The 21,362-nt window shown below is 64.7% G+C and carries 25 protein-coding genes and 1 tRNA gene; 20 read left to right on the forward strand and 6 right to left on the reverse strand.

Going from position 1 to position 21,362, the window contains the following annotated elements; all coding sequences use genetic code 11:
• Positions 1 to 16: 16 nt before the first annotated feature.
• A tRNA-Gly gene (locus tag ACIQXM_RS14210) sits at positions 17 to 90 on the forward strand.
• Between the two features lie 88 nt (positions 91 to 178).
• Here ACIQXM_RS14210 and ACIQXM_RS14215 read toward each other — a convergent pair.
• Positions 179 to 373 carry a DUF6355 family natural product biosynthesis protein gene (locus ACIQXM_RS14215; RefSeq protein WP_400932983.1) on the reverse strand — a complete coding sequence of 65 codons (195 nt, stop codon included), beginning with the start codon at positions 371 to 373 and terminating at the stop codon, positions 179 to 181.
• Between the two features lie 210 nt (positions 374 to 583).
• On the opposite strand from ACIQXM_RS14215, the gene ACIQXM_RS14220 reads away from it, so the two are divergent.
• Entirely contained in the window at positions 584 to 778 is a 195-nt protein-coding gene (locus tag ACIQXM_RS14220) for a hypothetical protein (protein WP_400932589.1), read from the forward strand.
• Positions 779 to 908: 130 nt separating this feature from the next.
• Positions 909 to 1,160: an antitoxin gene (locus ACIQXM_RS14225; RefSeq protein ID WP_400932591.1), complete on the forward strand. Its 252-nt coding sequence runs from the start codon at positions 909 to 911 to the stop codon at positions 1,158 to 1,160.
• A 120-nt stretch (positions 1,161 to 1,280) separates the two neighbouring features.
• On the opposite strand, the gene zapE is transcribed toward ACIQXM_RS14225, so the two are convergent.
• Positions 1,281 to 2,318, reverse strand: a complete 1,038-nt coding sequence (zapE, locus tag ACIQXM_RS14230) for a cell division protein ZapE (protein ID WP_400932593.1) — start codon at positions 2,316 to 2,318, stop codon at positions 1,281 to 1,283.
• Positions 2,319 to 2,664: 346 nt separating this feature from the next.
• Between zapE and ACIQXM_RS14235 the strand changes: the two genes are divergently transcribed.
• From ACIQXM_RS14235 to ybaK, 3 genes are read left to right on the forward strand one after another with little or no spacing between them, the layout of a single operon-like run.
• Positions 2,665 to 3,570 (forward strand): sulfurtransferase, encoded by a 906-nt coding sequence (locus ACIQXM_RS14235; protein ID WP_400932595.1) that lies wholly within the window; start codon positions 2,665 to 2,667, stop codon positions 3,568 to 3,570.
• Between the two features lie 53 nt (positions 3,571 to 3,623).
• Entirely contained in the window at positions 3,624 to 4,088 is a 465-nt protein-coding gene (locus ACIQXM_RS14240) for a SufE family protein (RefSeq protein WP_400932597.1), read from the forward strand.
• A 32-nt stretch (positions 4,089 to 4,120) separates the two neighbouring features.
• Positions 4,121 to 4,630, forward strand: a complete 510-nt coding sequence (ybaK, locus tag ACIQXM_RS14245; protein WP_400932599.1) for a Cys-tRNA(Pro) deacylase — start codon at positions 4,121 to 4,123, stop codon at positions 4,628 to 4,630.
• A gap of 32 nt (positions 4,631 to 4,662) precedes the next feature.
• Here the strand turns inward: ybaK and ACIQXM_RS14250 are convergent, their stop codons facing one another.
• Positions 4,663 to 5,955: an alpha/beta hydrolase family protein gene (locus ACIQXM_RS14250; protein WP_400932601.1), complete on the reverse strand. Its 1,293-nt coding sequence runs from the start codon at positions 5,953 to 5,955 to the stop codon at positions 4,663 to 4,665.
• A gap of 119 nt (positions 5,956 to 6,074) precedes the next feature.
• The gene (locus ACIQXM_RS14255) at positions 6,075 to 7,460 is read right to left on the reverse strand and encodes an aminopeptidase C (RefSeq protein ID WP_400932603.1); all 1,386 of its coding nucleotides are present in this window, start codon (positions 7,458 to 7,460) and stop codon (positions 6,075 to 6,077) included.
• A 224-nt stretch (positions 7,461 to 7,684) separates the two neighbouring features.
• Between ACIQXM_RS14255 and ACIQXM_RS14260 the strand changes: the two genes are divergently transcribed.
• The 13 genes from ACIQXM_RS14260 to ACIQXM_RS14320 all read left to right on the forward strand — a co-directional run bounded on the left by ACIQXM_RS14260 (position 7,685) and on the right by ACIQXM_RS14320 (position 17,768).
• On the forward strand, positions 7,685 to 8,176 hold the full coding sequence (locus tag ACIQXM_RS14260) for a hypothetical protein (RefSeq protein WP_400932605.1): 492 nt from the start codon (positions 7,685 to 7,687) through the stop codon (positions 8,174 to 8,176).
• 14 nt (positions 8,177 to 8,190) lie between these two features.
• On the forward strand, positions 8,191 to 8,637 hold the full coding sequence (gene msrB, locus ACIQXM_RS14265) for a peptide-methionine (R)-S-oxide reductase MsrB (protein WP_400932607.1): 447 nt from the start codon (positions 8,191 to 8,193) through the stop codon (positions 8,635 to 8,637).
• Positions 8,638 to 8,671: 34 nt separating this feature from the next.
• The gene (locus tag ACIQXM_RS14270; RefSeq protein ID WP_400932609.1) at positions 8,672 to 9,187 is read left to right on the forward strand and encodes a flavin reductase family protein; all 516 of its coding nucleotides are present in this window, start codon (positions 8,672 to 8,674) and stop codon (positions 9,185 to 9,187) included.
• Between the two features lie 282 nt (positions 9,188 to 9,469).
• The gene (locus tag ACIQXM_RS14275) at positions 9,470 to 9,823 is read left to right on the forward strand and encodes a hypothetical protein (protein ID WP_400932611.1); all 354 of its coding nucleotides are present in this window, start codon (positions 9,470 to 9,472) and stop codon (positions 9,821 to 9,823) included.
• Between the two features lie 41 nt (positions 9,824 to 9,864).
• Entirely contained in the window at positions 9,865 to 10,326 is a 462-nt protein-coding gene (locus ACIQXM_RS14280; protein WP_400932613.1) for a hypothetical protein, read from the forward strand.
• 51 nt (positions 10,327 to 10,377) lie between these two features.
• A complete protein-coding gene (locus ACIQXM_RS14285) occupies positions 10,378 to 11,397 on the forward strand; it encodes a hypothetical protein (RefSeq protein ID WP_400932615.1) in 1,020 nt (339 codons plus the stop codon).
• Positions 11,384 to 12,745 carry a V-type ATPase 116kDa subunit family protein gene (locus ACIQXM_RS14290; protein WP_400932617.1) on the forward strand — a complete coding sequence of 454 codons (1,362 nt, stop codon included), beginning with the start codon at positions 11,384 to 11,386 and terminating at the stop codon, positions 12,743 to 12,745. Before ACIQXM_RS14285 ends, ACIQXM_RS14290 begins: the two co-directional genes overlap by 14 nt.
• Positions 12,742 to 13,203, forward strand: a complete 462-nt coding sequence (locus tag ACIQXM_RS14295; protein WP_400932619.1) for a hypothetical protein — start codon at positions 12,742 to 12,744, stop codon at positions 13,201 to 13,203. Before ACIQXM_RS14290 ends, ACIQXM_RS14295 begins: the two co-directional genes overlap by 4 nt.
• Complete coding sequence (locus ACIQXM_RS14300) at positions 13,200 to 13,427, forward strand: hypothetical protein (RefSeq protein WP_400932621.1); 228 nt, start codon at positions 13,200 to 13,202, stop codon at positions 13,425 to 13,427. Before ACIQXM_RS14295 ends, ACIQXM_RS14300 begins: the two co-directional genes overlap by 4 nt.
• The gene (locus tag ACIQXM_RS14305; protein ID WP_400932623.1) at positions 13,427 to 13,954 is read left to right on the forward strand and encodes a hypothetical protein; all 528 of its coding nucleotides are present in this window, start codon (positions 13,427 to 13,429) and stop codon (positions 13,952 to 13,954) included. The genes ACIQXM_RS14300 and ACIQXM_RS14305 overlap by 1 nt, the downstream gene beginning before the upstream one ends.
• Positions 13,951 to 15,756, forward strand: coding sequence for a V-type ATP synthase subunit A (locus ACIQXM_RS14310; RefSeq protein ID WP_400932625.1), 1,806 nt, complete (start codon positions 13,951 to 13,953; stop codon positions 15,754 to 15,756). The genes ACIQXM_RS14305 and ACIQXM_RS14310 overlap by 4 nt, the downstream gene beginning before the upstream one ends.
• Entirely contained in the window at positions 15,743 to 17,155 is a 1,413-nt protein-coding gene (locus ACIQXM_RS14315; protein WP_400932627.1) for a V-type ATP synthase subunit B, read from the forward strand. Before ACIQXM_RS14310 ends, ACIQXM_RS14315 begins: the two co-directional genes overlap by 14 nt.
• 13 nt (positions 17,156 to 17,168) lie before the next feature.
• Complete coding sequence (locus ACIQXM_RS14320; protein WP_400932629.1) at positions 17,169 to 17,768, forward strand: V-type ATP synthase subunit D; 600 nt, start codon at positions 17,169 to 17,171, stop codon at positions 17,766 to 17,768.
• A gap of 120 nt (positions 17,769 to 17,888) precedes the next feature.
• Here the strand turns inward: ACIQXM_RS14320 and ACIQXM_RS14325 are convergent, their stop codons facing one another.
• On the reverse strand, positions 17,889 to 18,269 hold the full coding sequence (locus tag ACIQXM_RS14325) for a hypothetical protein (RefSeq protein ID WP_400932631.1): 381 nt from the start codon (positions 18,267 to 18,269) through the stop codon (positions 17,889 to 17,891).
• A gap of 495 nt (positions 18,270 to 18,764) precedes the next feature.
• Here ACIQXM_RS14325 and ACIQXM_RS14330 point away from each other — a divergent pair, with 495 nt between their 5' ends.
• Positions 18,765 to 20,045, forward strand: a complete 1,281-nt coding sequence (locus ACIQXM_RS14330; RefSeq protein ID WP_400932633.1) for a M14 family zinc carboxypeptidase — start codon at positions 18,765 to 18,767, stop codon at positions 20,043 to 20,045.
• A 139-nt stretch (positions 20,046 to 20,184) separates the two neighbouring features.
• On the opposite strand, the gene trpS is transcribed toward ACIQXM_RS14330, so the two are convergent.
• On the reverse strand, positions 20,185 to 21,228 hold the full coding sequence (gene trpS, locus ACIQXM_RS14335) for a tryptophan--tRNA ligase (RefSeq protein ID WP_400932635.1): 1,044 nt from the start codon (positions 21,226 to 21,228) through the stop codon (positions 20,185 to 20,187).
• Positions 21,229 to 21,362 lie beyond the last annotated feature (134 nt).

The following is a 21,362-nucleotide window of genomic DNA, read 5'->3' on the forward strand; positions in this document are numbered from 1 at the left end:
TTGGTTGTCTAGTTTTGCGGACGTAGCTCAGCTGGCTAGAGCACCACCTTGCCAAGGTGGATGTCGCGGGTTCGAATCCCGTCGTCCGCTCGCATTGCTGCTTTGGCAGCAACTGAAGGAGCAGGCTACATAGCCTGCTCCTTCAGTGCTTTAAGCTTCCCTGCCAACTAGCAGGCACCTATGGCCCAAACATTTTCAATGCACCAATGGCTGGATCAGCATAGAGGCGGGTTTCCCCGGGCGCCACGCACATTTCACGCGAGGCGTATGTGTGCTCAATGTGAATTTTCACCGGAGTATTGGAATCCGTGCAGTGAAAATAAGTGCCGGCTTCGGCGTACGGACTGCTGTACCACTTTTCATCAGCCTGCAGGCGTAGGCTTTCGCTTCGGGCGCATCAGGTGCATCAGGTGCATCAGTTGCCAAGATGGCACCAGCCCTAGGGAGTCCACAATTGCAGCGGCTGGTTTGCAAGAAGCCCTCTGCTCATAGTTCTTTCTCACGGACCGTTCATTGTGGAGTAAGCAGACGGAGCCAGCACATCGATATTTTGCGTCAAGGCCACCGCGATAAGTTGTCCCGCATGGATCGTCGAATTAGGTATGCAGCCATCCTGCTAGCAGCGTTTTTTCTCTTGGATGTCCTCGACCGAAATGGAGTGATCCCGCCGGAGGCGGCAATTCCGGCCGCCGTCGCACTCTTTGTCCTGGTGTTCATTGTTGTAGTCGCTGAGTCCTTCACCCGGGCGGACAAGGATCGCCGGAAGCAGGATCGTTGACCCCGTGAGCATCCCGGACCATGGATCGGTTCCATGCCTCTTGTTTTCAGTCCTTGGCCCAGCTGCTCAGGGGGCTTACCATTGAACTGAACGGGAAACGTATGGTTTCCCCTGCGAAAGGAGGTGGTCCGTGTCTGTATTTGACGGGCTCAAGGGCAAGGCCGGAGAGCTGAAGGACAAGGCTACTGATCTCGTGGGCGAAAACGCTGACAAGATCAAGGGCGGCATCGATCACGCAGGGAAATTTGTCGATCAGAGGACCGGCGGAAAGTACTCGGACAAGATCGATGGCTTCCAGAACAAGGCCTCTGAGGCGGTAGACAAGGTCGACCGCAATCAGGGTCCCGGAACCGATTCCGGACCGACTCCTCCGGCCGCTTAAGCTTTCGGAGCACGACAAAGGGTCCTGGTCCCGCCGAGAGGCGGCACCAGGACCTTCGTCGTTAATGCCGGCCTACAGTGTCGAAGCACGTTCGGCCGGCCCGGCTAACGAGCCGACAATCTAGGCAACTTCCCCGGTCTGGCCTTCACGCGCCAGGGCGGTAAGGCGGGAAACCGCTCGGAAATACTTCTTCATGTATCCGCCGTTCATCATTTCTTCAGTGAAAAGCTGATCAAATGGAACGCCGCTGGCGAGGATGGGAACATCCTTGTCATAGAGCCGGTCAGCCAGAACCACAAACCGCAGAGCAACGGACTGCTCCGTGATCGTGCCCACGTTGTGCCAGGCAACCGCGTCAATGCCCTCGATGAGCTGGCGGTAACGACTCGGGTGGACGCTGGAAAGATGGTTGATGAGGGAGCTGAAGTCGTCGTCGGCAACAACCTTGCCGCTGAACTCTGCAGCCACCCGGCTTTCCAGTTCCTCCTCGCTGACAGGATCGGGAGACTGCGGCAGCCCGCGGTGCCGGTAGTCTTCACCGTCAATGCGCACGACGTCGAACTGATCCGCCAGAACCTGAATTTCACGCTGGAAGTCAACAGCAGCAAAGCGGCCTTCGCCCAGCGAACCCGGAAGCGTATTGGAAGTGGCGGCAAGCTTGACGCCGGCATCAGCCAGTTCACGCATCAGGCGGGACATGAGCACCGTGTCCCCCGGATCATCGAGTTCGAATTCGTCGATGCACACCAGTTTGTAGGCGCTCAGGGCGTCGACGGTCTTGCGGAAGGAGAGTGCACCCACAAGGTTCGTGTACTCCACAAACGTGCCAAAGGCCTTGGGACCCTCCACTGCGTGCCAGAGTGAGGCCAGCAGGTGGGTCTTGCCGACGCCGAACCCGCCGTCGAGGTAGAACCCGGCCTTGGAATCAGGCTTCTTGGCACCGAAAAGCTTGCGCAAGCCTGTGGGTTCGGGCATGTCGACGGCGACGGCAAAGTTCCGCATGGCGCTGACGGCCTGCTCCTGCGACGGCTGCGAGGGATCAGGACGGTAACTGTCGAAGGAAACCTCACCGAAACGGGGCGAAGGGTAGAAACCCTTTAGCAGTTCGTCCGTCGAGACCCGGGGAGTCCGCTCTACAAGGTGCTCCGCTTGTGCCACTGTGCGCAATCCGTCCATCCGATGTTGAAAGCCGTCAAAAATGGTCCCCGGTTGATGCGGCCAGTGGTACCAATCTGCCGCCGGCAAAATGCCGCCGTTGCTACGATACGCCAACAGGGCGCCGCCACGGTTTGCGGTCCCTCCAATTCGGCTGGCTCGCCAACGCCGCGAAACCCCCAAACCCTTCAGTAAACTCCGCAGGCAGCTTCTCTGATCTTCCTTTGAAGGCCGGCCGCAGACACTGAGGAAGTTTTCACGGGTTTACATCGTTAGGCTAGAGGTAAGCCCGTGCCGCCGCTTTTGCGTTCGGCAATAGACAATCCGACACCGAAAGAGGCGCCCGTACATGTCGATTGCCCCTGACACCGCATCCAAGTTCTCCGAATACGCCCACCCCGAACGGCTCGTGTCCACTGAGTGGCTGGCCGAAAACCTCGGCTCCGACGGCCTGGTGGTTTTGGAATCCAATGAAGACATCCTGCTGTACGACACTGGCCACATTCCGGGTGCACGGAAAATCGACTGGCACACCGACCTGAACGACGCCGATACCCGCGACTTCGTGGACGGTGCGGCCTTCGCTGATCTGATGTCCCGCAAGGGTATTTCGCACGATTCCACCGTGGTCATCTACGGAGACAAGAGCAACTGGTGGGCCGCCTATGCCCTCTGGGTCTTCACGCTGTTTGGCCATGAGGACGTCCGTCTGCTCGACGGCGGCCGGGACAAGTGGATCGCCGAAGGCCGCGAACTGACCGAGGACAAGCCCGAGGTGCCGCGCACCGACTACCCCGTCGTCGAACGCAACGACGCGCCCATCCGCGCCTACCTGCCGGACGTCCTGGCACACTTGGGCAAGGGGCCGCTGATCGATGTCCGCTCCCCCGCGGAGTACACCGGCGACCGCACCCACATGCCCGATTACATGGACGAGGGTGCCATGAAGGGCGGACACATTCCCACCGCAGCTTCCGTGCCCTGGGGCAAGGCCGCCGCAGAGGACGGAACCTTCCGCACCCGTGCCGAGCTGGAGGCGCTGTACCAGGACCAGGCGGGCCTTCGGGAGGGCGACGACGTCGTTGCCTACTGTCGGATCGGTGAGCGTTCCAGTCATACTTGGTTTGTCCTCAAGCACCTCCTCGGCTTTGATTCCGTTCGCAACTACGACGGATCCTGGACCGAATGGGGCAACGCAGTCCGCGTTCCCATCGTCAAGGGTGAAGCTCCCGGCGAAGCACCGGCCACACGCTAACCCGCACCTCCAACCAACCAGCAGACCAGCGCCACAGCGGAAAGCCGAAGCACATGAGCACCACAACACCCACCACCGTCCCCGCGCAGCTTGCGGAAATCATCGAGGACTTCCAGGCCTTGGAAGAAGCAGAGCGGCTCGAGCTGCTGCTGGAGTTCTCGCGGACCCTCCCGGCCCTTCCCGAGCACCTTGCCGACCGGCCCGAGCTGCTCGAACAGGTCGTGGAATGCCAGTCACCGCTGTTCCTGACGATCGAGGTGGATGACTCCCCCGAGCGCCGCGTCCAGCTCTACTTCTCGGCACCGCGGGAAGCACCGACCACGCGCGGGTTCGCCAGCGTCCTGCATGAAGGACTCAACGGCCTGCCGGCCGCGGAGATCCTCGCGGTTCCGGCGGATGTTCCCGACCGGCTCGGCCTGACACGCGCCATCACGCCGCTGCGGATGCGCGGAATGTCCGCCATGCTTGGCAGGATCAAGCGGCGCCTCACGGACAGCGAGAAGCCGGCACAGGCATAAAGCACCCCTACTAACCCAGGAGGGCCTCAGCCATGGCAGGGAACCGGGACAAGCATTCAGGCAAGGGCGCCACGCCGGCCACACAGCTGCTGGACGACCAGAAGATTCCGTACACGGTCCGCCACTACGAGCATGAGGCCGGTGCCCCGTCCTATGGGCTGGAAGCCGCCGAAAAGCTGGGCCTGCCGCCCGAAACCGTCTACAAAACGCTGATGGTGGACTTGGGCGGCCGCCTGGCGGTAGCCATGGTGCCCGTGGCGCTGAACCTGGACCTGAAGAAGTTCGCGTCCCTCATGGGTGCGCGCAAGGCCGTGATGGCGGACCGGCACGAGGCGGAGAAACGCACCGGATACGTGGTCGGAGGCATTTCCCCGCTGGGGCAGAAGCGCTCATCTCCCGCCGGGATCGACAACCGGGTGGAGCTGCTGGACACCGTGTACGTGTCCGGCGGCAGGCGTGGCTTGCAGATCGGCCTGTCTCCTTTTGACCTCATCCGGCTCACGCAGGCCCTGACCGCCCCGATCGCAGCGCAGCCGTCCTAGGCGTACGGCACTTCAGGAAGCCGGGACCCTGCTTAGCCTTCCGCATCCAGCCGACGCGCCGCAGGATGCCGGGTACGGCCCAGGACGTTGTTGAGCCAGACCAGGACCGTGGTTTCCCAGCGCTCGGGATCCACGTTGTACTCCTTGGTGTGGCCGGCCTTCGAGAACCGCTCGAACGTCACCACGCCGGGATTCTTCTCTGCCAGCTCGGCCGAGGGACCGGACGGCACAAACTCGTCATCCTCGCTATGCAGGATCAGGGTGGGAATCCGGATCTCCTCGGCCCTTGAAACCCAGTCCATGCTCTTGAGGTCCAGCGGCGCGGCAAGACCGGTGAGGGCACGGCCGGCGGGATTCGAGATCAGCCACTGGCCCAGCCGTCCGGACTGCACCGGAATGCGGTTGAGGCGGGCGTGGTGGCTGAGCACATCGAGCCAGTTGATGACAGGACCGTCCAGCACCAGTGCGCGGATGTGCCGGCGCAGCGGAGAACGGTCGGCAGCCTGGAGGCTGACGGCACCGCCCATGGACCAGCCGAAGAGGACAACGTCCCTGGCACCGTGGTTCAGGGCATACCGGATCGCTGCTTCGACGTCGTGCCATTCGGTCAGCCCCAAACCGTACCGGCCGTCCGATGTGTAGGGAGCTTCGCCGTCGTTCCGGTAGGAAATGAGCAGACTGGTCAGCCCGGCCTCGCGGGCAGTGCGCACGGCGCGCAGGCACTCGGTCCGCTGGGCACCGCGGCCGTGGACCATGATGGCCCAGGTGGCGGCGTCGGGATCCGCACGCACCAGCCAGGCAGGTGCCAGGCCGCCGTCCACGGGAACCTGAACTTCCTCCTCGGCGAGGCCGACGGCGGACGGAGACGGGTAGATGGCACCGCTCCACCAGCCACGCAGGGCTTTGGCGAGGTCGCCGCTGTAGATTTCCTCGACGTCGCGCTGCACCGTTCCTTCGCGGGGAACGTAGGAGCGGATGGCTCCGATCCGCGCATGGCCCTTGCCGCCGTCGAAATACAGGCTGTAGGTGCCGTCCACGGTGGTGTCCTCATTGGCCGGCAGAATGATCTGCTTCCCGTGCTCCGAATCGAAGACCGCCAGGATCTCCAAATTGGCATCACGGGTACGGCGCGGAGTGACTACCTGCCGGGCAAAGTAGACGCCCAGCCCCGACGTCGCAGCCAACAGCGCCGCTGTTGCCGCCCCGCCCACCCCCGCACCGAAAGCCGTCCATTTAATCCACGGAGCGGAAAGCCCGGACGCGGGTTGGGGTGCGGGAACATCGGTAACAGCCGGGAACGGAAGCGAAGGGATGGAGAGAGGCATACCTCCATTCTTACCGATGGATTAATGCAATGCAGCGCGCCCGTGCCGCCCGGCACCCAACTGTCACCGGCGACACACCGATACTCCGGCGCACGGCCGTCATTTGCCTCGTCCGCGGATCAGGCAAGCGCCCCCATCGGGTCCCAGGCCGGCAGAACCAGCGGCTCTTCCGACAACGCAGCCTTCAACGGGCCGGTCAGCCGGGATTGATGCACGACGACTTCAAAGACGTACTCCTCGAACCAGGAATCATCCATGGTGCAGAAGCCCTTGTCGAACTTTTCGGTGCCCCAGGAATTTTCGACCCGCCAGCGGCGCGGCTTTCCGTCCACCAGATCGACACCCGTGAACAGCATCGCGTGGGTCATCGCAGAATCCCGGTACCGCACCCGGTCTTCCTTCGTGGAGACCATGTCCACTCCGTAAACCCCGGAATAGTCGAAGAGGTCCCCCGCCCACACACCGTCTTTGCCGGACATCTGCGGTGAGACGTCACAGCCGAACCACACGGGCTCGCCGCCGGCGATCGCTGCCGCCGTCAGCTCCCGCATGACGGCAATATCGGCATTGAGGTAAAGCACCGGATCTCCACCGAGCACATTGCCCAGATGAGCCACGGTCAGCGGGGCGTTTTTGGGATGCTCCGGACGCGGATCATCAACCAGGCAGACGTATTCATCCAGGGAAATTTCGGTAAACTCCGTCAGGAATTCCTGCGGAGTGAAGGATCCCGCATTGTGGTATTCCTTGTTGTCATCATTCCAGGCCCATTCAAATTCCTGCGGCGGCGTACCCAGATGAATGGTCAGGATGGCATGGAAATCCTTCAGGATCCGCTCCTTGTGGGCGGCCACCTCAGCAGGTCCTGCGCCCGAGGCAACAACGTCGCGCAACACGCGTGCTTCCTTCCGCAGGTAGCTCCTCAGCGACTGGTTCATGGCGGAGGTGTTGGAGGATGACTCCGTCTCGGGCATGACTTCCTTCGGCACCACGCCGTGCTTCTTGAACACGCTGACTGCCATGTTCCACTGACCGCCGTCGTTCATGACGTCACCCAGCAGAAAGGACAGCAGCCGGTCATCGGGGCGTCGGTCCGCGAGCGTGATCATGTCCTCCAAGAAGCTGTTGGCCCGCTCCAGCTTGTCCCAGTACATGGCATGGTTCTGGCTGAATTCGAAGTTCTTGACAGACAGTTTCTTCCGCGCGTCTGCGCGAAGAAGGTTCAGTGCGGCAAAGAGCCAGCAACGGCCGCTTTTCTTCTGGTCAGCCGCATCCCAGTCATCCAGCCGGTGGGACACGGTCCTGGGAACCGTGAGCAGACGGCTCCGGTTGAGGGCCACATCATTGACCGGGACGGCTGTCACCGCGTTCTGCGCGCGCACCTGCCGCGGATCCGCGGTGAAGCCCTTGCTGAGTGCCTCCACGAATTCCGGGGCCAGTCTCCGTTCCCGTTCCTGTTCCCCGTTCGTGGCCTGATGCTCTTTCGCGGCGGCGTTAATCGACAAGGTATTTGCTCGCTTCCACTTTCGGGATAGCCGTTCCAACGGCGGCAGGCACCGAGTCTACGTTTTGAAGATTTGGAACAACAAGCATTTTCCGAAATTCCTTTTCCTGCCCCACAGATTTCAAAACCAGCCCGTAATTGCGTATGGCACACGATTCAGGGTCCGCTGCGGGCTGGATGCGCTGACGGCATCTGCAATGTCCGGGGTAGTACTAAGCTGGCCGCATGAGAGCAACAATCGTGGTGCTGACCGAAGAGTCCCTTAATGACGTGGACATCTCCAACCTGCGGTATCTGATCCAGGACAACCCGGCCCGGTTCGAGGTGCTGGTGCCGGCTGATACCGGACGCAATCTGCTGGTGGATGTCCTGGACAACCTGAGCCTGCTGGATTTCTCCGCAGCACTCCGCGGCCTGACGGGTGAAAAGCCCACAAAGGACCAGGAAACCAAGGCGGCGGAAGTGGAGCTGGCCGAGTCACTGAAGCTGCTCGCGTCATCAGGCCTGGATGCCACCGGCTCTGTGACCGGAGAGGACCCGGTCCAGGCCGTGGTCACCGCGGCCAAAGCCTCCAATGCGCAGCAGGTGGTGGTCATCACCACGCCGCACGCGGTGGAAGACACTTTCCGCACCGACTGGGCCAATGAGGCGCAGGACCGTCTGGGAGTGCCGGTGCTGCATCTCTACTCCGGTTCGGGATTTATTGGCGACTCTTAAGCGTTGACGCGAGTATGACTGAAGACACCACCGGCACCGTGCCCGTACAAAAGACCGACGATCAATGGCGTGAGGAACTGACCCCCGAGGAATATCAGGTCCTGCGCAAGGCCGGAACCGAACGCCCCTACACCGGCGAATACTGGGATACCAAGACTGCCGGCGTATACCAGTGCCGCGCCTGCGGAAGCGAACTGTTTACCTCAAGCGAGAAATTCGACTCACACTGCGGCTGGCCGTCCTTCTTCGCCCCGCTGTCCGAAGGCAAGGTCCGCTACCTTCATGACCGCAGCATGGGCATGGACCGGATTGAGGTCCGCTGCGCGAACTGTGACTCACACATGGGGCACCTCTTTGAAGGCGAAGGCTTTGATACGCCCACCGATCAGCGCTTCTGCATCAACTCCGTGTCCGTGAAGCTGGTTCCCGCGGATTCAGCTTCCGGCGACAACGCCAACTAGCACGGTGGAACACGGCGTCTTCCGGGGAGAGCTGGTGCCCTCCCCGGAAGTGTCCGATGAGGCCATCGACAGCTACCGGCTGCTCAGCGCCGATATTGCCTCCGGCGTGGCTGTTGTCTCCACCCGGCTGCGCGGACGGGATTACGCGGCCACCGTCAGCGGTTTCCTTTCGGTTTCCTACGATCCGCCAACACTGCTGGTCAGCCTGTACGCCGAGTCACGGATCGCCGAGGCGGTGGTGGACAGCGGCACGTGGGCGCTGAGCCTGCTCTCCGCCCGCCAGCGCGGCACAGCAAATTGGCTGGCCAGCCCCGGGTCTCCGCTGGAAGGCCTGCTCAACCAGGTGGACTACGGCCGCGGACCCGTCACGGGCGCGGCCGTAATCGAGGGCTGCATTGCCTGGTTTGAAGTCCGCACCACCCAGGTGACGACGGCGGCCACGCATCAGTTGGTGGTGGGTGAAGTGGTGGCGATGGGCCGCCGTGCTTCGGCCGACGACGAGGCCGACCCGCTTGTGCACTTCGCCTCGGCCTATGGACGTCTCGCATAGCATTTCCGTGCTTTCCGGCCGGCTCATTTCAGAACCCGCCCTTTGACAAACCGGAGGATTCCGACCGGATCAAAGGCCCGGACGCCCTGTACCCATCAGCGCATCCGGGCCTTTTTGCATGCCGCCGGACGGCCCCGGGCCCGCGCCATTGTTTCCCTGCAGGGCCCACCCTAACCTCGGATAACAGGCAACCACGGGGGATGCATCGGAAGAGTGCCGTACTCTGCGGGCTCTTCTCCACCCCGGACACGCGCCTGAACCGGGCCGCACCAGGAGATCATCATGGGAACAGAGCAGTACCACGAGCCGCCGTCTGAACTTCCCGCCGAAACCAGGACCTTTGCGCGGATGTGCGCCAGCCTGAGCGAAGAAGCCGAGGCCATCGGCTGGTATGTGCAGCGCATGGCAGTGGAGCCCGACGCGGAATCACGGGCCATCATGCAGGACTCCCTGGGCGAGGAATTCAAGCATTTCAGCATGGAACTCGAATTCCTGCTGCGAAGGACACCGCTGTGGCGGGAAATCGCCCGCGGCATCCTCTTCACCGACGGGGACATTGTGCAGCACGGCGAAGCGTCCGAGGCTCAAGCAACAGAAGACGGCGCCGGGGGTTCCGGCGGACAAACCGGCGGCTGAATCCGCAACACCAGCACAACTGCTTCCCAGGAGGTGCCCTGATGGCACGCAACAGCTTGCTGGACCGGTTCCGTCCTGTGGGTGCCCCGGGGCCGGCGGGGCCGGCCGGAGTTCCGGCCACGGATAATCAGGGCCCTGAGGCGGAACTCATCCCGGTTTTTGAGGCATTGGATCCCACTGTCCGTGAAACCGAAGCACTGACAACAGACGCGTCGAGGCGGGCAGCGCAGACTGTGCAACAGGCCCGCGAGGAGGCGGCAGCCATGGTGGAAAATGCCCGCATGGAAGCCGGAGCAGTGCGTGCAGAGGCTGCCGCAACGCTCTCCCGGGAAGCCGAGGCCGCGGATGAGGAGATGCTGCGGCGCGCCGGTGAAGAAGCCACCGAACTCAAGCGGCGGGGAGAATCACGGGTGCCGCAGCTGGCAGCGGTGATTGTGGCCGACTTGGTGCGGGACCTGTTGGGCTCCGCGTCAGGTGCAGGGGCGGAGAACAGCACCATATGACTCACGGGGAACAGCCACTGAAAGGTACCTGCGCATGAGGGATGTCCGGCGATGAGATCCGACTGGGTGGCGGCATCAGTGCGTGCACGCTCCATGGCTCAGCGCCGGGCCGGAGCAGGAACCTGCCGGTTTGTTGCCGCAGCACCCAATCTGCAGGCCGGCCTCGAGCGCCTCTCCGACAGTTCCTACAGCAACGAGCTGCGCGCGGCACGAACGCTGCCGGAAGCGGACGTTGCCACCCGCCGGACGGTGTTGTGGCAGCTGCGTGTCATGGCGGGCTGGCTTCCCGCCGGCGGAGCACGGCTTGTCCGCGCGGCGGCGGCAGCGTTTGAGGCGGACAACATCGTTGCCCTGGATGTGCGCCGGCGCCGCGGGCAGGCGGTGCCGGGTGCGGGTGCACCTGCCGGGGGCCGGCACGACGGCGATACAACGCCCGTAACCATGCCCGGCGGCGACCGGAACGCTGCCGCAGGGAATCGGGACCAGCAGTTCTTTGATCTCGGCGGGCTGGCCACGGCGTGGCCGCGGCTCCGGACGGCGGGCTCCGAGCAGGAACTTCGGCTGATCCTCTCTGCTTCGCCCTGGGGTGATCCCGGGACCGAATCCGCCCTGGCAGACGTGCTGACCGTTGTCTGGCTCCGGCGGCTGGCCGCCGAAGCCGCTGAAGTCCGGCCGTGGGCAGCCTCGGCCGGAGCGCTGCTCTGTGCCCGTCTGGTCCTGGTGAACGGGACTTCCCCGGACCAGCGGCTGCTGACTCTGCTGCGCCCGCTGACCGGAACCGGATGGACGGGTGCCGATACCCCCGAGGCCCTGCGCGCTTCCCTGCCGCCGGCAGCTGCCCGGGTGCTGGAACCAGTGGCAGAGCCCATGGACCTGTGGCGGGCTGAGGCGGCTCTGGCCACGCGCGTTGAAGCGGACGGTTTTCACCTGCTCCGTGCCGGGCTGCCGGGGCCGGACGTCGTGCTGGGCGCCATGGCCGTGCTGGCAGTGGACGCCTGGCGGGTGAGGGCCGCGCTCGCTGCCGCCGCCGTGAATGCCGGATCCAGTGAGGTGCTCAATGCCGTGGCGTGAAACCCTTAGCCCTGTGCGGATGGAGCGCGTTGCCCTGGTGGCGCCGCTGGAGGCACGGCGCAGCATGCTGGCGGATGTGGCGCGCACCGATGCAGTGGAACTCGACCTGCCCTACGAGGCAGGAACAGGCCCGGAGGAGATCGACCGGGCAGCGGAAGCCGCCGTCATCCACGGCCCGGTAGCGGCCCTGGTGGGCTGGTCGCCGTCCCGCGAACTGCCGGGACTGCAGGCGGCGCTGGAACCGCACGGAGCCTCCGCCGTCGTGCTCCGGCGCCCGCGCGGCGTGCAGCCGCCCACCCTCCTGACCGGCGACGACAGAAAACGCCGCCAGGTGCCGGTGCTGTCCCGCCTGCTCGTGGACACCTACACCACCGTTCCGTACGCAGACCTCGACCCGGCCCGCATCGCCGGAGTCGCCTACGTGGTGATGTTCGGCGTGATGTTCGGCGACGCCGGGCAGGGCGCCCTGCTGGTGATTGCCGGACTGCTGATCCGGTTCCTGAAGGTGCCGTGGCTGGAACGGTTCCGCCGGACCTGGCTGTTCATTACCGGGGCCGGGGCAGCCGCCGTCTTCTTCGGCTTCCTCTACGGCGAGTTTTTCGGACCCACCGGCGTGATCCCGGTGCTCTGGCTGGAGCCCCTGGAAGAACCGATCCCGCTGATGATCGCGGCCGTGGTGCTGGGCGCAGTCCTGCTGGCCGGCTCCTACACCCTGGGCACCATCAACCGGGTGCGTGAGGGCGGCTGGGCCTATGCACTGTACGCCCGCTCCGGACTGGCCGGAGCACTGTTGTTCGCTGCAGTCGGCCTGCTGGCGTGGGGGCTGCTGGCCTCCAATCCGGGCATCCTCGTCATTGCGGCCGTGGCCGCACTGATTGCCCTGGTGCTCATGTTCATTGGCCTCTTCACCGAGTCCGGAGGCGGAGCGACGGGCGGGCTGCAGGCCAGCGTCGAGCTGGTGGACACCGTGGTGCAGCTCGGCTCCAACCTGGTGTCCTTCGCCCGCCTGGCGGCCTTTGGCCTCACCCACGCCGCCCTCCTGATGGTGGTGTGGCAGGCAACCACAGCTCTCTGGGCACCGGACTGGCGGGCGGTTTTGGCCATCCTGGTGTTCATCTTCGGCAACATTCTGACCTTCGCGCTGGAAGGGCTGGTGGCCGGCATCCAGGCCCTGCGGCTGGAGTACTACGAGCTCTTCTCCCGTGTCTTCCAGGACGAGGGCCGACGTTTCCAGCCGTGGCATCCCGACACCGGCGAACAGCCGGGGGCGTCCTCCCCGGCGGGCTCCGCCCCACCAGTACAGGCACCGCAAGCTTCCCCGTCTCCGGCTGAAAGGCACCTCCCATGAATCCCTGGTTTGCCGGCCTTCCGCTGGTCCTCGTCCTCGTCATAGCGCTGATGGCCGGAGCAGTGATGCTGATGCGCCGCAACCGGCGCACCGGCATCAAGGCGCTGCTCGGCGTGAACGCGCTGCTCATGGCCGGAGCCCTGGCCCTGTTCGCCGCCGCGTTGAATGCCGCCCCGGCCTCCGCAGGGGTGGGCGACGGCGGCGCCGCGTCCACCGCCGTCGCTGCGGCCACTGAGGGAAGCGACAGCAGCGGTGCCGCGCTGATCGGGGCCGCGATCGCCGTCGCCGGCTCCTCGATTGGTGCTGCCATTGCCGTGGCCTACACCGGCTCCGCTGCCCTGGCCGCCATGAGTGAACGCCCTGAGATCTTCGGGCGGGCGATGGTGGTGGTGGGCCTGGCCGAAGGCATCGCCATCTACGGCCTGATCATTTCCATCATCCTGATTGGGCAGGCGTGACCAGCCCCGGCACGGTGGCCGCGCTCGGGGAACCGGCGCTGCTTCAGGGCTTTCAGCTGGCCGGCGCCGTCCTGTATCCGGCGTCGGATGCTGTCCAGGTGCACGCCGCGTGGAGCAGCCTGCCGGACACGGTGGCGGTCGTCATCCTGACACCGGCGGCTGCAGACGTGTTGGCGTTGGAACGCGATGACCCGGCAGCACCCCTGTCAGCGGTGCTGCCCTGATGAGCCGGTTGCCGGCGGGATCTGATGCCGCTTTGGAACCGGTGCGTTACGCCCTGCGCCGCGGTGCCGAAAAGCAGGCCCGGGGCGAGGCCGATGACGCCCGGCGGCAAAGCGCCGACATTCTCGCCTCGGCCCGGGCAGAGGCAGAACACATCCGGCAGGAAGCCGTGCGCCAGGGCAGCGAGGCAGCACGCACTGAAGCAGCCGGACGATCGGCACGCGTCCGCCGGCAGGCACGCCGCACGGTCCTGGCACAGCAGGAAGCGCTGCGCACCGAACTCATCCGCAGCGTCATGGAACAAGCAAGCCAGCTGCGCAGCGACCCCCGCTATCCCCGGATGCTCCGGCTCCTGACCGAGCGGGCGGACGCAATCCTGGGGCCGCTGGCTTCGGTGACGGAGAGCTACAAAGGCGGTGTGACCGGATCGGCCGGTTCCCGGCATGTGGATTTGTCGCTGCCGGCGCTGGCCGAACAGGCCTTGGAGAACCGTGCCGGGGAGGTGAGCCGGTTATGGACCGAGGAGTGAGCGCTTCGGGCAGCAGCTCCGCGGCCGCGGCGGGGACGATCACGCGGGTCAGCGGTCCCCTCGTGGAGGTTACCGGGCTGCCGGGGCTTTCCATGCTGGAAGTTGTTGCCGTGGGGCCTGAGCGGATTTCCGCCCAGGCCGTTGCCATCAACGGTGCGGATGCAACCCTTCAGGCGTACGAGTACACCGGCGGGCTCAAAGCCGGTGATGCCGTGGAACGCACCGGCCGCCAGCTCTCCGGTTTGCTGGGGCCGGGGCTGCTGGGGACGGTGTTTGACGGTTTGCTCCGGCCGCTGTCCTCCGCACCCCTGTGGCTGACCCAGGATCGTCAGGCATCAGCAGAAGACCCAACCGTACTGGGAACCGAGTGGGGGTTCACGCCGTCGGTCTCCGTGGGTGACACTGTACAGCCGGGGCAGGTCCTGGGCACGGTGCCGTCCGCGGGCACGGTGGAGTTCCGGGTCCTGCTGCCGCCCAGCCTTGGCGGGGAAGTCCAGTGGCTGGCCGACGGCCCGGTGCGTCCGCTGGATCCCGTAGCCAGGGTAGGCGGAGTGGACGTGCCGCTCGCGCAGCAGTGGCCCGTGCACAGCCCGCGGCCCTTCGGCGAGCGCCTGAGTGAGGCCGTGCCGCTGCAGACGGGCCAGCGCGTGCTCGATCTGCTCTTTCCCCTCCCCCGCGGTTCCGCAGCAGCTGTGCCGGGCGGCTTTGGAACGGGCAAGACCCTGACCCTGCAGCAGATCGCCAAATGGTCCGACGCCGATGTCATTGTCTACGTGGGCTGCGGGGAGCGCGGCAACGAGATGGCGGATGTGCTGGACGGGCTCTCCGATCTGGAGGACCCCCGGACCGGCGGCAAGCTCATAGACCGGACAGTGATCATTGCCAACACGTCCAACATGCCCATGATGGCGCGCGAAGCCTCCATTGCCACCGGGGTCACGGTGGCCGAGTTCTTCCGGGACATGGGGTACGACGCCGTGGTCATTGCCGACTCCACCTCCCGCTGGGCCGAAGCCCTGCGCGAATTCGCCAACCGCAACGGAGACCTCCCCGCCGAAGAAGGCTATCCCGCTTCCCTGGCCAGTGAGCTTGCGGCGTTCTACGAGCGGGCGGCGCGGGTGCGCACCCTGGGCGGGGCGACGGCGTCGGTCACCATCATTGGTGCGGTCTCCCCTCCCGGCGGAGACATGAGCGAACCGGTGACCACCGACACCCAGCGTTTTGTGCGTTCCCTCTGGGTGCTGGACCGTGATCTGGCCTATTCCCGGCATTACCCTGCCGTCAGCTGGCGCGGTTCCTTCTCCCGGGATGCGGAGGCGCTGGCCCTCTGGCACGCAGCACACGGGGATCCGCTCTGGGCCCAGCGGCGTGCCTCTGCCACCCTGCTGCTATCCGAAGCGGACCGGCTGACCGCGCTGGCGGACATCATCGGCACCGCTTCCCTGCCCGGGCATGAGCAGATGGTGCTGCTGGGCGGGCGGCTGATCCGCGACGGTGTCCTGCTGCAGAACGCACTCAGCCCCAATGACGGCTACTCCTCCGCCGAAAAGGGCTCCGCCCTGCTGCAGATTGTGCTGGAGGTGGTGGACGTCTGCCAGGCCCTGGTGGCGCGCGGGGTGCCGCCCGCCGACGTCGAACGCGTTGACTTCACGCCGATTTTGAGGCTGCGCGAGGACACCGGTCCCACCGATGCCGACGGCGTCGTGGCCCGGGGACGCGCATTCCTGAGTGAACTGCAGCAGCTGGACGGGCCGGCAGAAACGGCCGCAAACACACCTGGAGGCGCACATGGCGGAACCTGACGGCACTGCAGTCCCCCGGGTGGGCCACAGCGGTGTGCGGGAACTGCGCGGGCCCCTGCTGGTCCTGGGCGACGCCGCCGGAGTGGGCTGGGACGAGTTCGCCGCCGTTTCCGTGGCAGGGCAGCCGGACCGCCACGGGCTGGTGCTGGAAGTGGACGGGGATGAGACCACGCTGCAGATCCTGGAAGGCACCGAGGGCATGTCCCTGGGCGGCATCGAGGTCCGTTTCTCCGGGCGGCCGCTGGCAGTTCCCACCGGCACCGGCTGGCTGGGCAGGGTGTGCAACGGACGCGGTGAGCCGCTCGACGGCGGTCCGCCGGTTACCGCGGAAACCTCGGCCCCCGTGGGCGGCTGGCCGTTGAACCCGGTCTTCCGTGAACCGCCCAAGGATCCGGTCATCACGGGGATCTCCGCGATCGATGCCCTGACCACGCTGGTGCGCGGACAAAAGCTCCCCATCTTCTCCGTACCGGGCCTGCCGCACCTGACCCTGGCTACCCAGATCGCAGCCCAGGCGGCCACCTCCGCGGGCCGGGCGTTCCGCGTGGTGTTCGCGGCCATGGGAATGACGCACGCGGACATCGCCTTCATCCGCGACCGGCTGGAGGAACGCTCCGCTGCCGGGGAGCTGGTGCTGTTGCTGAATGCGGCGGATGATCCGGTGATCGAGCGCATCCTGACTCCCCGGATTGCCCTGACCGTGGCCGAATCCCTGGCCTATGACCATGACTCCGACGTGCTGGTGATCATGTCGGACATGACCAGCTACGCCGAAGCCGTCCGCGAAGTCTCCGCCGCCCGCCGGGAAATCCCTGCCCGCCGGGGTTATCCGGGTTATCTCTACAGCGACCTGGCTACGCTGTATGAGCGCTGCGGCCGGGTGCAGGGCAGGGAAGGTTCCGTCACCATTGTCCCGGTGCTCACCATGCCTGCCGGGGACATCACTCATCCCGTTCCGGACCTCACCGGATACATCACCGAAGGGCAGATTGTCCTGGAACCGGATATCGACGCGCGCGGCATCTATCCTCCGGTCGATGAGCTCTCCTCTCTGTCCCGCCTGATGCGCAGCGGCGCCGGAAAGGGCCGCACCCGGGAAGACCATCTGGACGTCGCGGCGCAGATCCTCTCCGCCATGGCCCGCGCACGGTCCGCAGCGGAACTGGCCGAGCTGGTGGGAACGGCAGCACTGAGTGAAACCGACAATGCCTACATCGAGTTCCGCAACGTGGTGGAGCACGACCTGCTGAATCAGGGCCGGGACGAGCTGCGGACCTTCGAGGAAACCATGGACCGGGCCTGGCGGGCACTGTCGCTGCTGCCGCGCCGGGAGCTGAGCATGCTGTCCAACGAGTTCCTGGACAAGTACCTGCCCGGGCCCGGGGGCGGTGCCCGGTGAGCGCGGACGCGTCGTGAGCGGGTTCCGCAGCAGCGGCAGCCGGGCGGACAAGGCCGACATTGAACGACGCCTGGCCACCGCCACCCGCGGAGCCGAACTGCTGGACCGCAAACAGCGCATCCTGCAGCGCGCCATTGACGGCCTGCAGGGCGAGGCCGACGCCGCACGGCTGGCCTGGGAGGAGCAGGCAGCCCTGGCGGCGGTGTGGCTGCAGCGGGCTGCCGGTCTCGACGGCTCGGACCGGATCAGCGAAGCCGCACCGGATGTGCCCGCAACCGTGCAGGTGCGGTGGGGAGGGGCCATGGGCATTTCCTATCCCCGGGGTGCTGACTGCGTCCTGCCCGTTCCCGAGCCGACCGGCGGAAGTTCAGCCCTCGCCTACGCCGCCTCCGCGCATCGTGATGCCCTGCAGGCAGCCGTGGCGGCGGCGAGCGCCGAACGGGCCCTGCTGCTGGTGTCCCGTGAACTGGTGGCCACCCGTACCCGGCAGCGCGCCGTGGAGAACAGGTGGATTCCGCTGCTTCACGAACAGCTGGCGGAGATTGGCCGGAAGATCGCGGAACAGGAGCTGGAGGAGAGCCTGAGGCTGCGCTGGTCGGCCGGGCTGATCTGACATTTGCTGATCCGGCTTTCCTCAGTGAGGTGACCGCCGGCAAATGAGGTGACAGCTCCGTGAAGGACCACTGATGCATGCTGTGCTTTGGTGCCGCACCGGTGCCTGGATGGGCAGGCCCTAGCGCCCTTTCTTCCTGCCTCCTCTGGCAAACACCTGTTTAGAGTTCGGCGCATAAGCCTCCAGGTCCTCGTGGCGCAGCCGCTCAGCCTCAGCCGCCTCCTCAGAGAATCGCGCTGCAAAGGCCTGTTCAGCCTTCGGATTCGCGGCAGGCCTGCTGCTGCGGATAAGGACCTGTTCCCGCTGACCTCCGCTGTCGACAGAGACAGAAAAGCGCCACCCCAGCTCCGCTGACAGTCTTTCGGCCAGCTCGCGTCCTCTGGCGGTGTGGCTGGCAGGGCCTTCGCTCTTCTCGCTGGCTCTGCCTGCGTAATAGTCTTCCTCCCAAGCAGCCAGATCTGACGTGAGTTCCACACTCAGGTTGGTATCTGGATATTTCATTGGCCCCCCTGGGACCCAGACAGGGGAATCCCCATACCCCACAAAGAGACGGACAGTTCCCTCAGCTTCATCTGACCCGTCAAGCACTGTAATACGCCCTCCTAGCCCTGCTCTGACATCACGGCCGGCGCTGCCGCGGCTTGGTGTGCGGATTTCCGGCGCCAAACCGGAACAGTAATCCGAAGCGGCCTCCGGCGCCACGTTGAACCTGCTGATTCGTCTTTTAGTCAGCAATCCTGCACAACAGTTTCGGCGTTATGGCAGGTTGAGGGCATCGCATGGCACGGTGCACTCACCGTTTGCGAATGCGATGGCATCACTCGCAAAGGGGATAATCGTATGCATTTCAAACGCTCAGCGATATTAATTTGCGTCACCTCAATAACAGGCGCCCTGCTCACCTCCGGACATGCACCGGTAACATCTGCCGTGCCGCGGACCGTAGCCAGTGTTGCATCCCTGTCGGATACATCCGCAGATGAGCTGAAAAGGACCTTGGAGGAAGCACCCACCAGCGTCCAGGACACCTCGGTCCGGGCAACGGCCGCGAAGGCCCAGGACCTCAGGACACCGTTCGAGATCAGCAACGGCGCCGCGTGGACGTCGGTGGCTGAAGCCCGGAATTTCAACCAGCGGCTCGACGACAGCAGTCCACGGGTCAAGGTGGAAAGGATCGGAACCTCGGGGGCCAAACAACCGATTCAAATGGTGTCGGTCGGATATCCGGAGCCCAAACCCGTTTCCGAGGCTGCTAAGGGATCCGTGATTCTTTTCAACTGCTCCATTCACGGCAATGAGCCTTCCGGCCGGGAAGGCTGCATGCAACTGGCACGGGACATGTCCACTACAACAAATCCGTCCTGGATCCGTCTGCTGAAAGAAACCACGGTACTGTTCACCACCATTAATCCTGATGGGTGGCAGGCCGACACCCGCGGCAATGCTGCCGGTGTTGATATCAACCGCGATTTCCTTGCCCTCGCCACACCCGAAGCCCGCGCACTGGCCAAGGTCATGCGTGACTGGAAGCCTGATGTCCTCAATGACCTGCACGAATTCGGCCCACGGGAGTTTTATGACTCACAGGTGCTGGCTTTGTGGCCGCGCAACCGCAACGTAGATCCGCAGATTCATGGTCTCTCCCAGACCATGGTGAACGACTACTCCCTGGCGCAGGTCGCGTCCGACGGCTACACCACGGGCATCTACGGGCAACTGGTCAAGGACGGTGTTCCCTTCCAGCAGATCGCCGGCGACGGGCAGGGCAGGATCCTCCGTAACTACGCCGGCCTCCAGCACATCACGGGCCAGCTGACCGAAACCGCCGGCGATGCTGTAACCCCGGAGGAAGAAAGCGACGTGACGCTGCTTAACCGGCGCCGCGTTGTGGGTCAGTATGACAGCGCCGTGGGATCGGTCTCGATGCTCATCGAGAACCGGCAAACCCTGGCGCAGGCATCAGCTGATGCCGCGAGCAAGGCTGCCCAGGCCGGTGCCGAACGCTCCGGGGTTGTGTACTTCGACGGCCAGGATGACATGCTGCCCACCACCCCTGAAGGTGCAGAGCCCCACCCGATGTGCGGTTACCAGCTCTCCGCCGCTCAGTTGACTGATCTGCGTCCGGTCCTGGAGCTGCACGGCATCACTTGGAAGAGGAACAGGGACGGAGCCGTTGTCACCATGGCCCAGCCTGCCAAGACCCTCATTCCGCTGATGTTTGATGCGCGTGCACCGTTCAACGTCAGCGAAGCCATCCCGTTGGACACCTGCCCGTAAGGAGAACGCGTCAAGAACGTGGATTCTCCGGACTGGTCCGCATCGGAAAGGGAGACCGTCATCGGTGATGGCGGTCTCCCTTTCTGCCATGCGGGTTCCATGCCGGCTCCTGGACCGGTCCGGCGATGGTAGGACGCTCTCACTCGTAGCGCGTACCCATCGCCGTCCGAACCTCATTAAGGGTTTGCTCGGCAACCTGATTGGCCCGGTCATTGCCCTGCTGCAGAATCTTCGCGATAAAACCCGGGTCTTTGGCCAGCTCAGCCCGCCGCTCGCGGTGGCCGGCAAGGAAGCCGTTGACCGCCTCCGTTGTTCTTTTCTTGAGGGCCCCGCTGCCGGCGTCCCCGATGCTTTCCGCAACTTCCTCCGGTGCCTGCCCCAGGCACAGGGACGCAGTGGAGAGCAGGGCTGACACTCCGGGACGCGACGCGGGGTCAAAACTGATGCGGCGCTCGGAATCAGTGGGGGTTCGGCGGATGACCTGCGCTGTTTCGTCAGCAGACATGCCCAGCGAAATAGCATTGCCGTAGCTTTTGGACATCTTGCGTCCGTCCAGTCCCGGAACTTCGGGAGTAGAGGTGATCAGAGCCTCCGGCTCCGGAAAAACCCTGCCGTACCGTTCATTGAAGCGCCGCGCGATGACGCGGGTCATTTCAACGTGCGGCAGGTTGTCCTTCCCCACGGGCACCAGGTTTCCTTTGCAGAACAGAATGTCCGCAGCCTGATGCACGGGATAGGTCAGCAGGAGCCCGCTCAGCGCCCGCCCGGAGGCCGCCAGCTCCGACTTCACCGTGGGATTGCGGTGCAGCTCTGCTTCAGTGACCAGGCTGAGGAACGGCAGCATCAGCTGGTTCAGTGCGGGAACCGACGAATGGGTGAAGATCGTCGTCCGGTCCGGATCCATCCCGGCGGCAAGATAATCGAGAACGGCGCTGTATACGTACTCGCGCACCCGGGGCATGGAATCGCGGTCCGTAATCACCTGATAGTCGGCAAGTACCAGAAAGGCTTCCACCCCGGCACGCTGGAGCCTGATGCGCTCGACGATGCTTCCGAAAAAGTGGCCGAGATGCAGGAGGCCGGTGGGGCGTTCACCGGTGAGGACCCGATAGTCCCGGGGCGATTCCAGGATGGTCTGCGAAAGCTGTCGGGAACGCTCTTCCGCGGCGGCAAATGAATTCATGGCTAATTCCTCTATCTGAGCGTGTTGGGCTGCAGCGCTGCGGACAGCGGAGAGGGAACGCGTCGCGGGCTGCCGTGCAGCCCGCGGACATGATGAATGAACCGGCTGCCTAGTGCAGCCGCCACCAGCTCATG

Source organism: Arthrobacter sp. NPDC097144 (assembly GCF_044762205.1).
GTDB lineage: Bacteria > Actinomycetota > Actinomycetes > Actinomycetales > Micrococcaceae > Arthrobacter_B.

Bases quoted from the DNA above. Each gene is read 5' to 3' on its own strand.
- ACIQXM_RS14220 (WP_400932589.1), top strand. From the start codon at position 584: ATGGATCGTCGAATTAGGTATGCAGCCATCCTGCTAGCAGCGTTTTTT.
- ACIQXM_RS14235 (WP_400932595.1), top strand. From the start codon at position 2,665: ATGTCGATTGCCCCTGACACCGCATCCAAGTTCTCCGAATACGCCCAC.
- ACIQXM_RS14240 (WP_400932597.1), top strand. From the start codon at position 3,624: ATGAGCACCACAACACCCACCACCGTCCCCGCGCAGCTTGCGGAAATC.
- ybaK (WP_400932599.1), top strand. From the start codon at position 4,121: ATGGCAGGGAACCGGGACAAGCATTCAGGCAAGGGCGCCACGCCGGCC.
- ACIQXM_RS14250 (WP_400932601.1), bottom strand. From the start codon at position 5,955: ATGCCTCTCTCCATCCCTTCGCTTCCGTTCCCGGCTGTTACCGATGTT.
- ACIQXM_RS14260 (WP_400932605.1), top strand. From the start codon at position 7,685: ATGAGAGCAACAATCGTGGTGCTGACCGAAGAGTCCCTTAATGACGTG.
- msrB (WP_400932607.1), top strand. From the start codon at position 8,191: ATGACTGAAGACACCACCGGCACCGTGCCCGTACAAAAGACCGACGAT.
- ACIQXM_RS14275 (WP_400932611.1), top strand. From the start codon at position 9,470: ATGGGAACAGAGCAGTACCACGAGCCGCCGTCTGAACTTCCCGCCGAA.
- ACIQXM_RS14280 (WP_400932613.1), top strand. From the start codon at position 9,865: ATGGCACGCAACAGCTTGCTGGACCGGTTCCGTCCTGTGGGTGCCCCG.
- ACIQXM_RS14285 (WP_400932615.1), top strand. From the start codon at position 10,378: ATGAGATCCGACTGGGTGGCGGCATCAGTGCGTGCACGCTCCATGGCT.
- ACIQXM_RS14290 (WP_400932617.1), top strand. From the start codon at position 11,384: ATGCCGTGGCGTGAAACCCTTAGCCCTGTGCGGATGGAGCGCGTTGCC.
- ACIQXM_RS14295 (WP_400932619.1), top strand. From the start codon at position 12,742: ATGAATCCCTGGTTTGCCGGCCTTCCGCTGGTCCTCGTCCTCGTCATA.
- ACIQXM_RS14305 (WP_400932623.1), top strand. From the start codon at position 13,427: ATGAGCCGGTTGCCGGCGGGATCTGATGCCGCTTTGGAACCGGTGCGT.
- ACIQXM_RS14315 (WP_400932627.1), top strand. From the start codon at position 15,743: ATGGCGGAACCTGACGGCACTGCAGTCCCCCGGGTGGGCCACAGCGGT.
- ACIQXM_RS14325 (WP_400932631.1), bottom strand. From the start codon at position 18,269: ATGAAATATCCAGATACCAACCTGAGTGTGGAACTCACGTCAGATCTG.
- trpS (WP_400932635.1), bottom strand. From the start codon at position 21,228: ATGAATTCATTTGCCGCCGCGGAAGAGCGTTCCCGACAGCTTTCGCAG.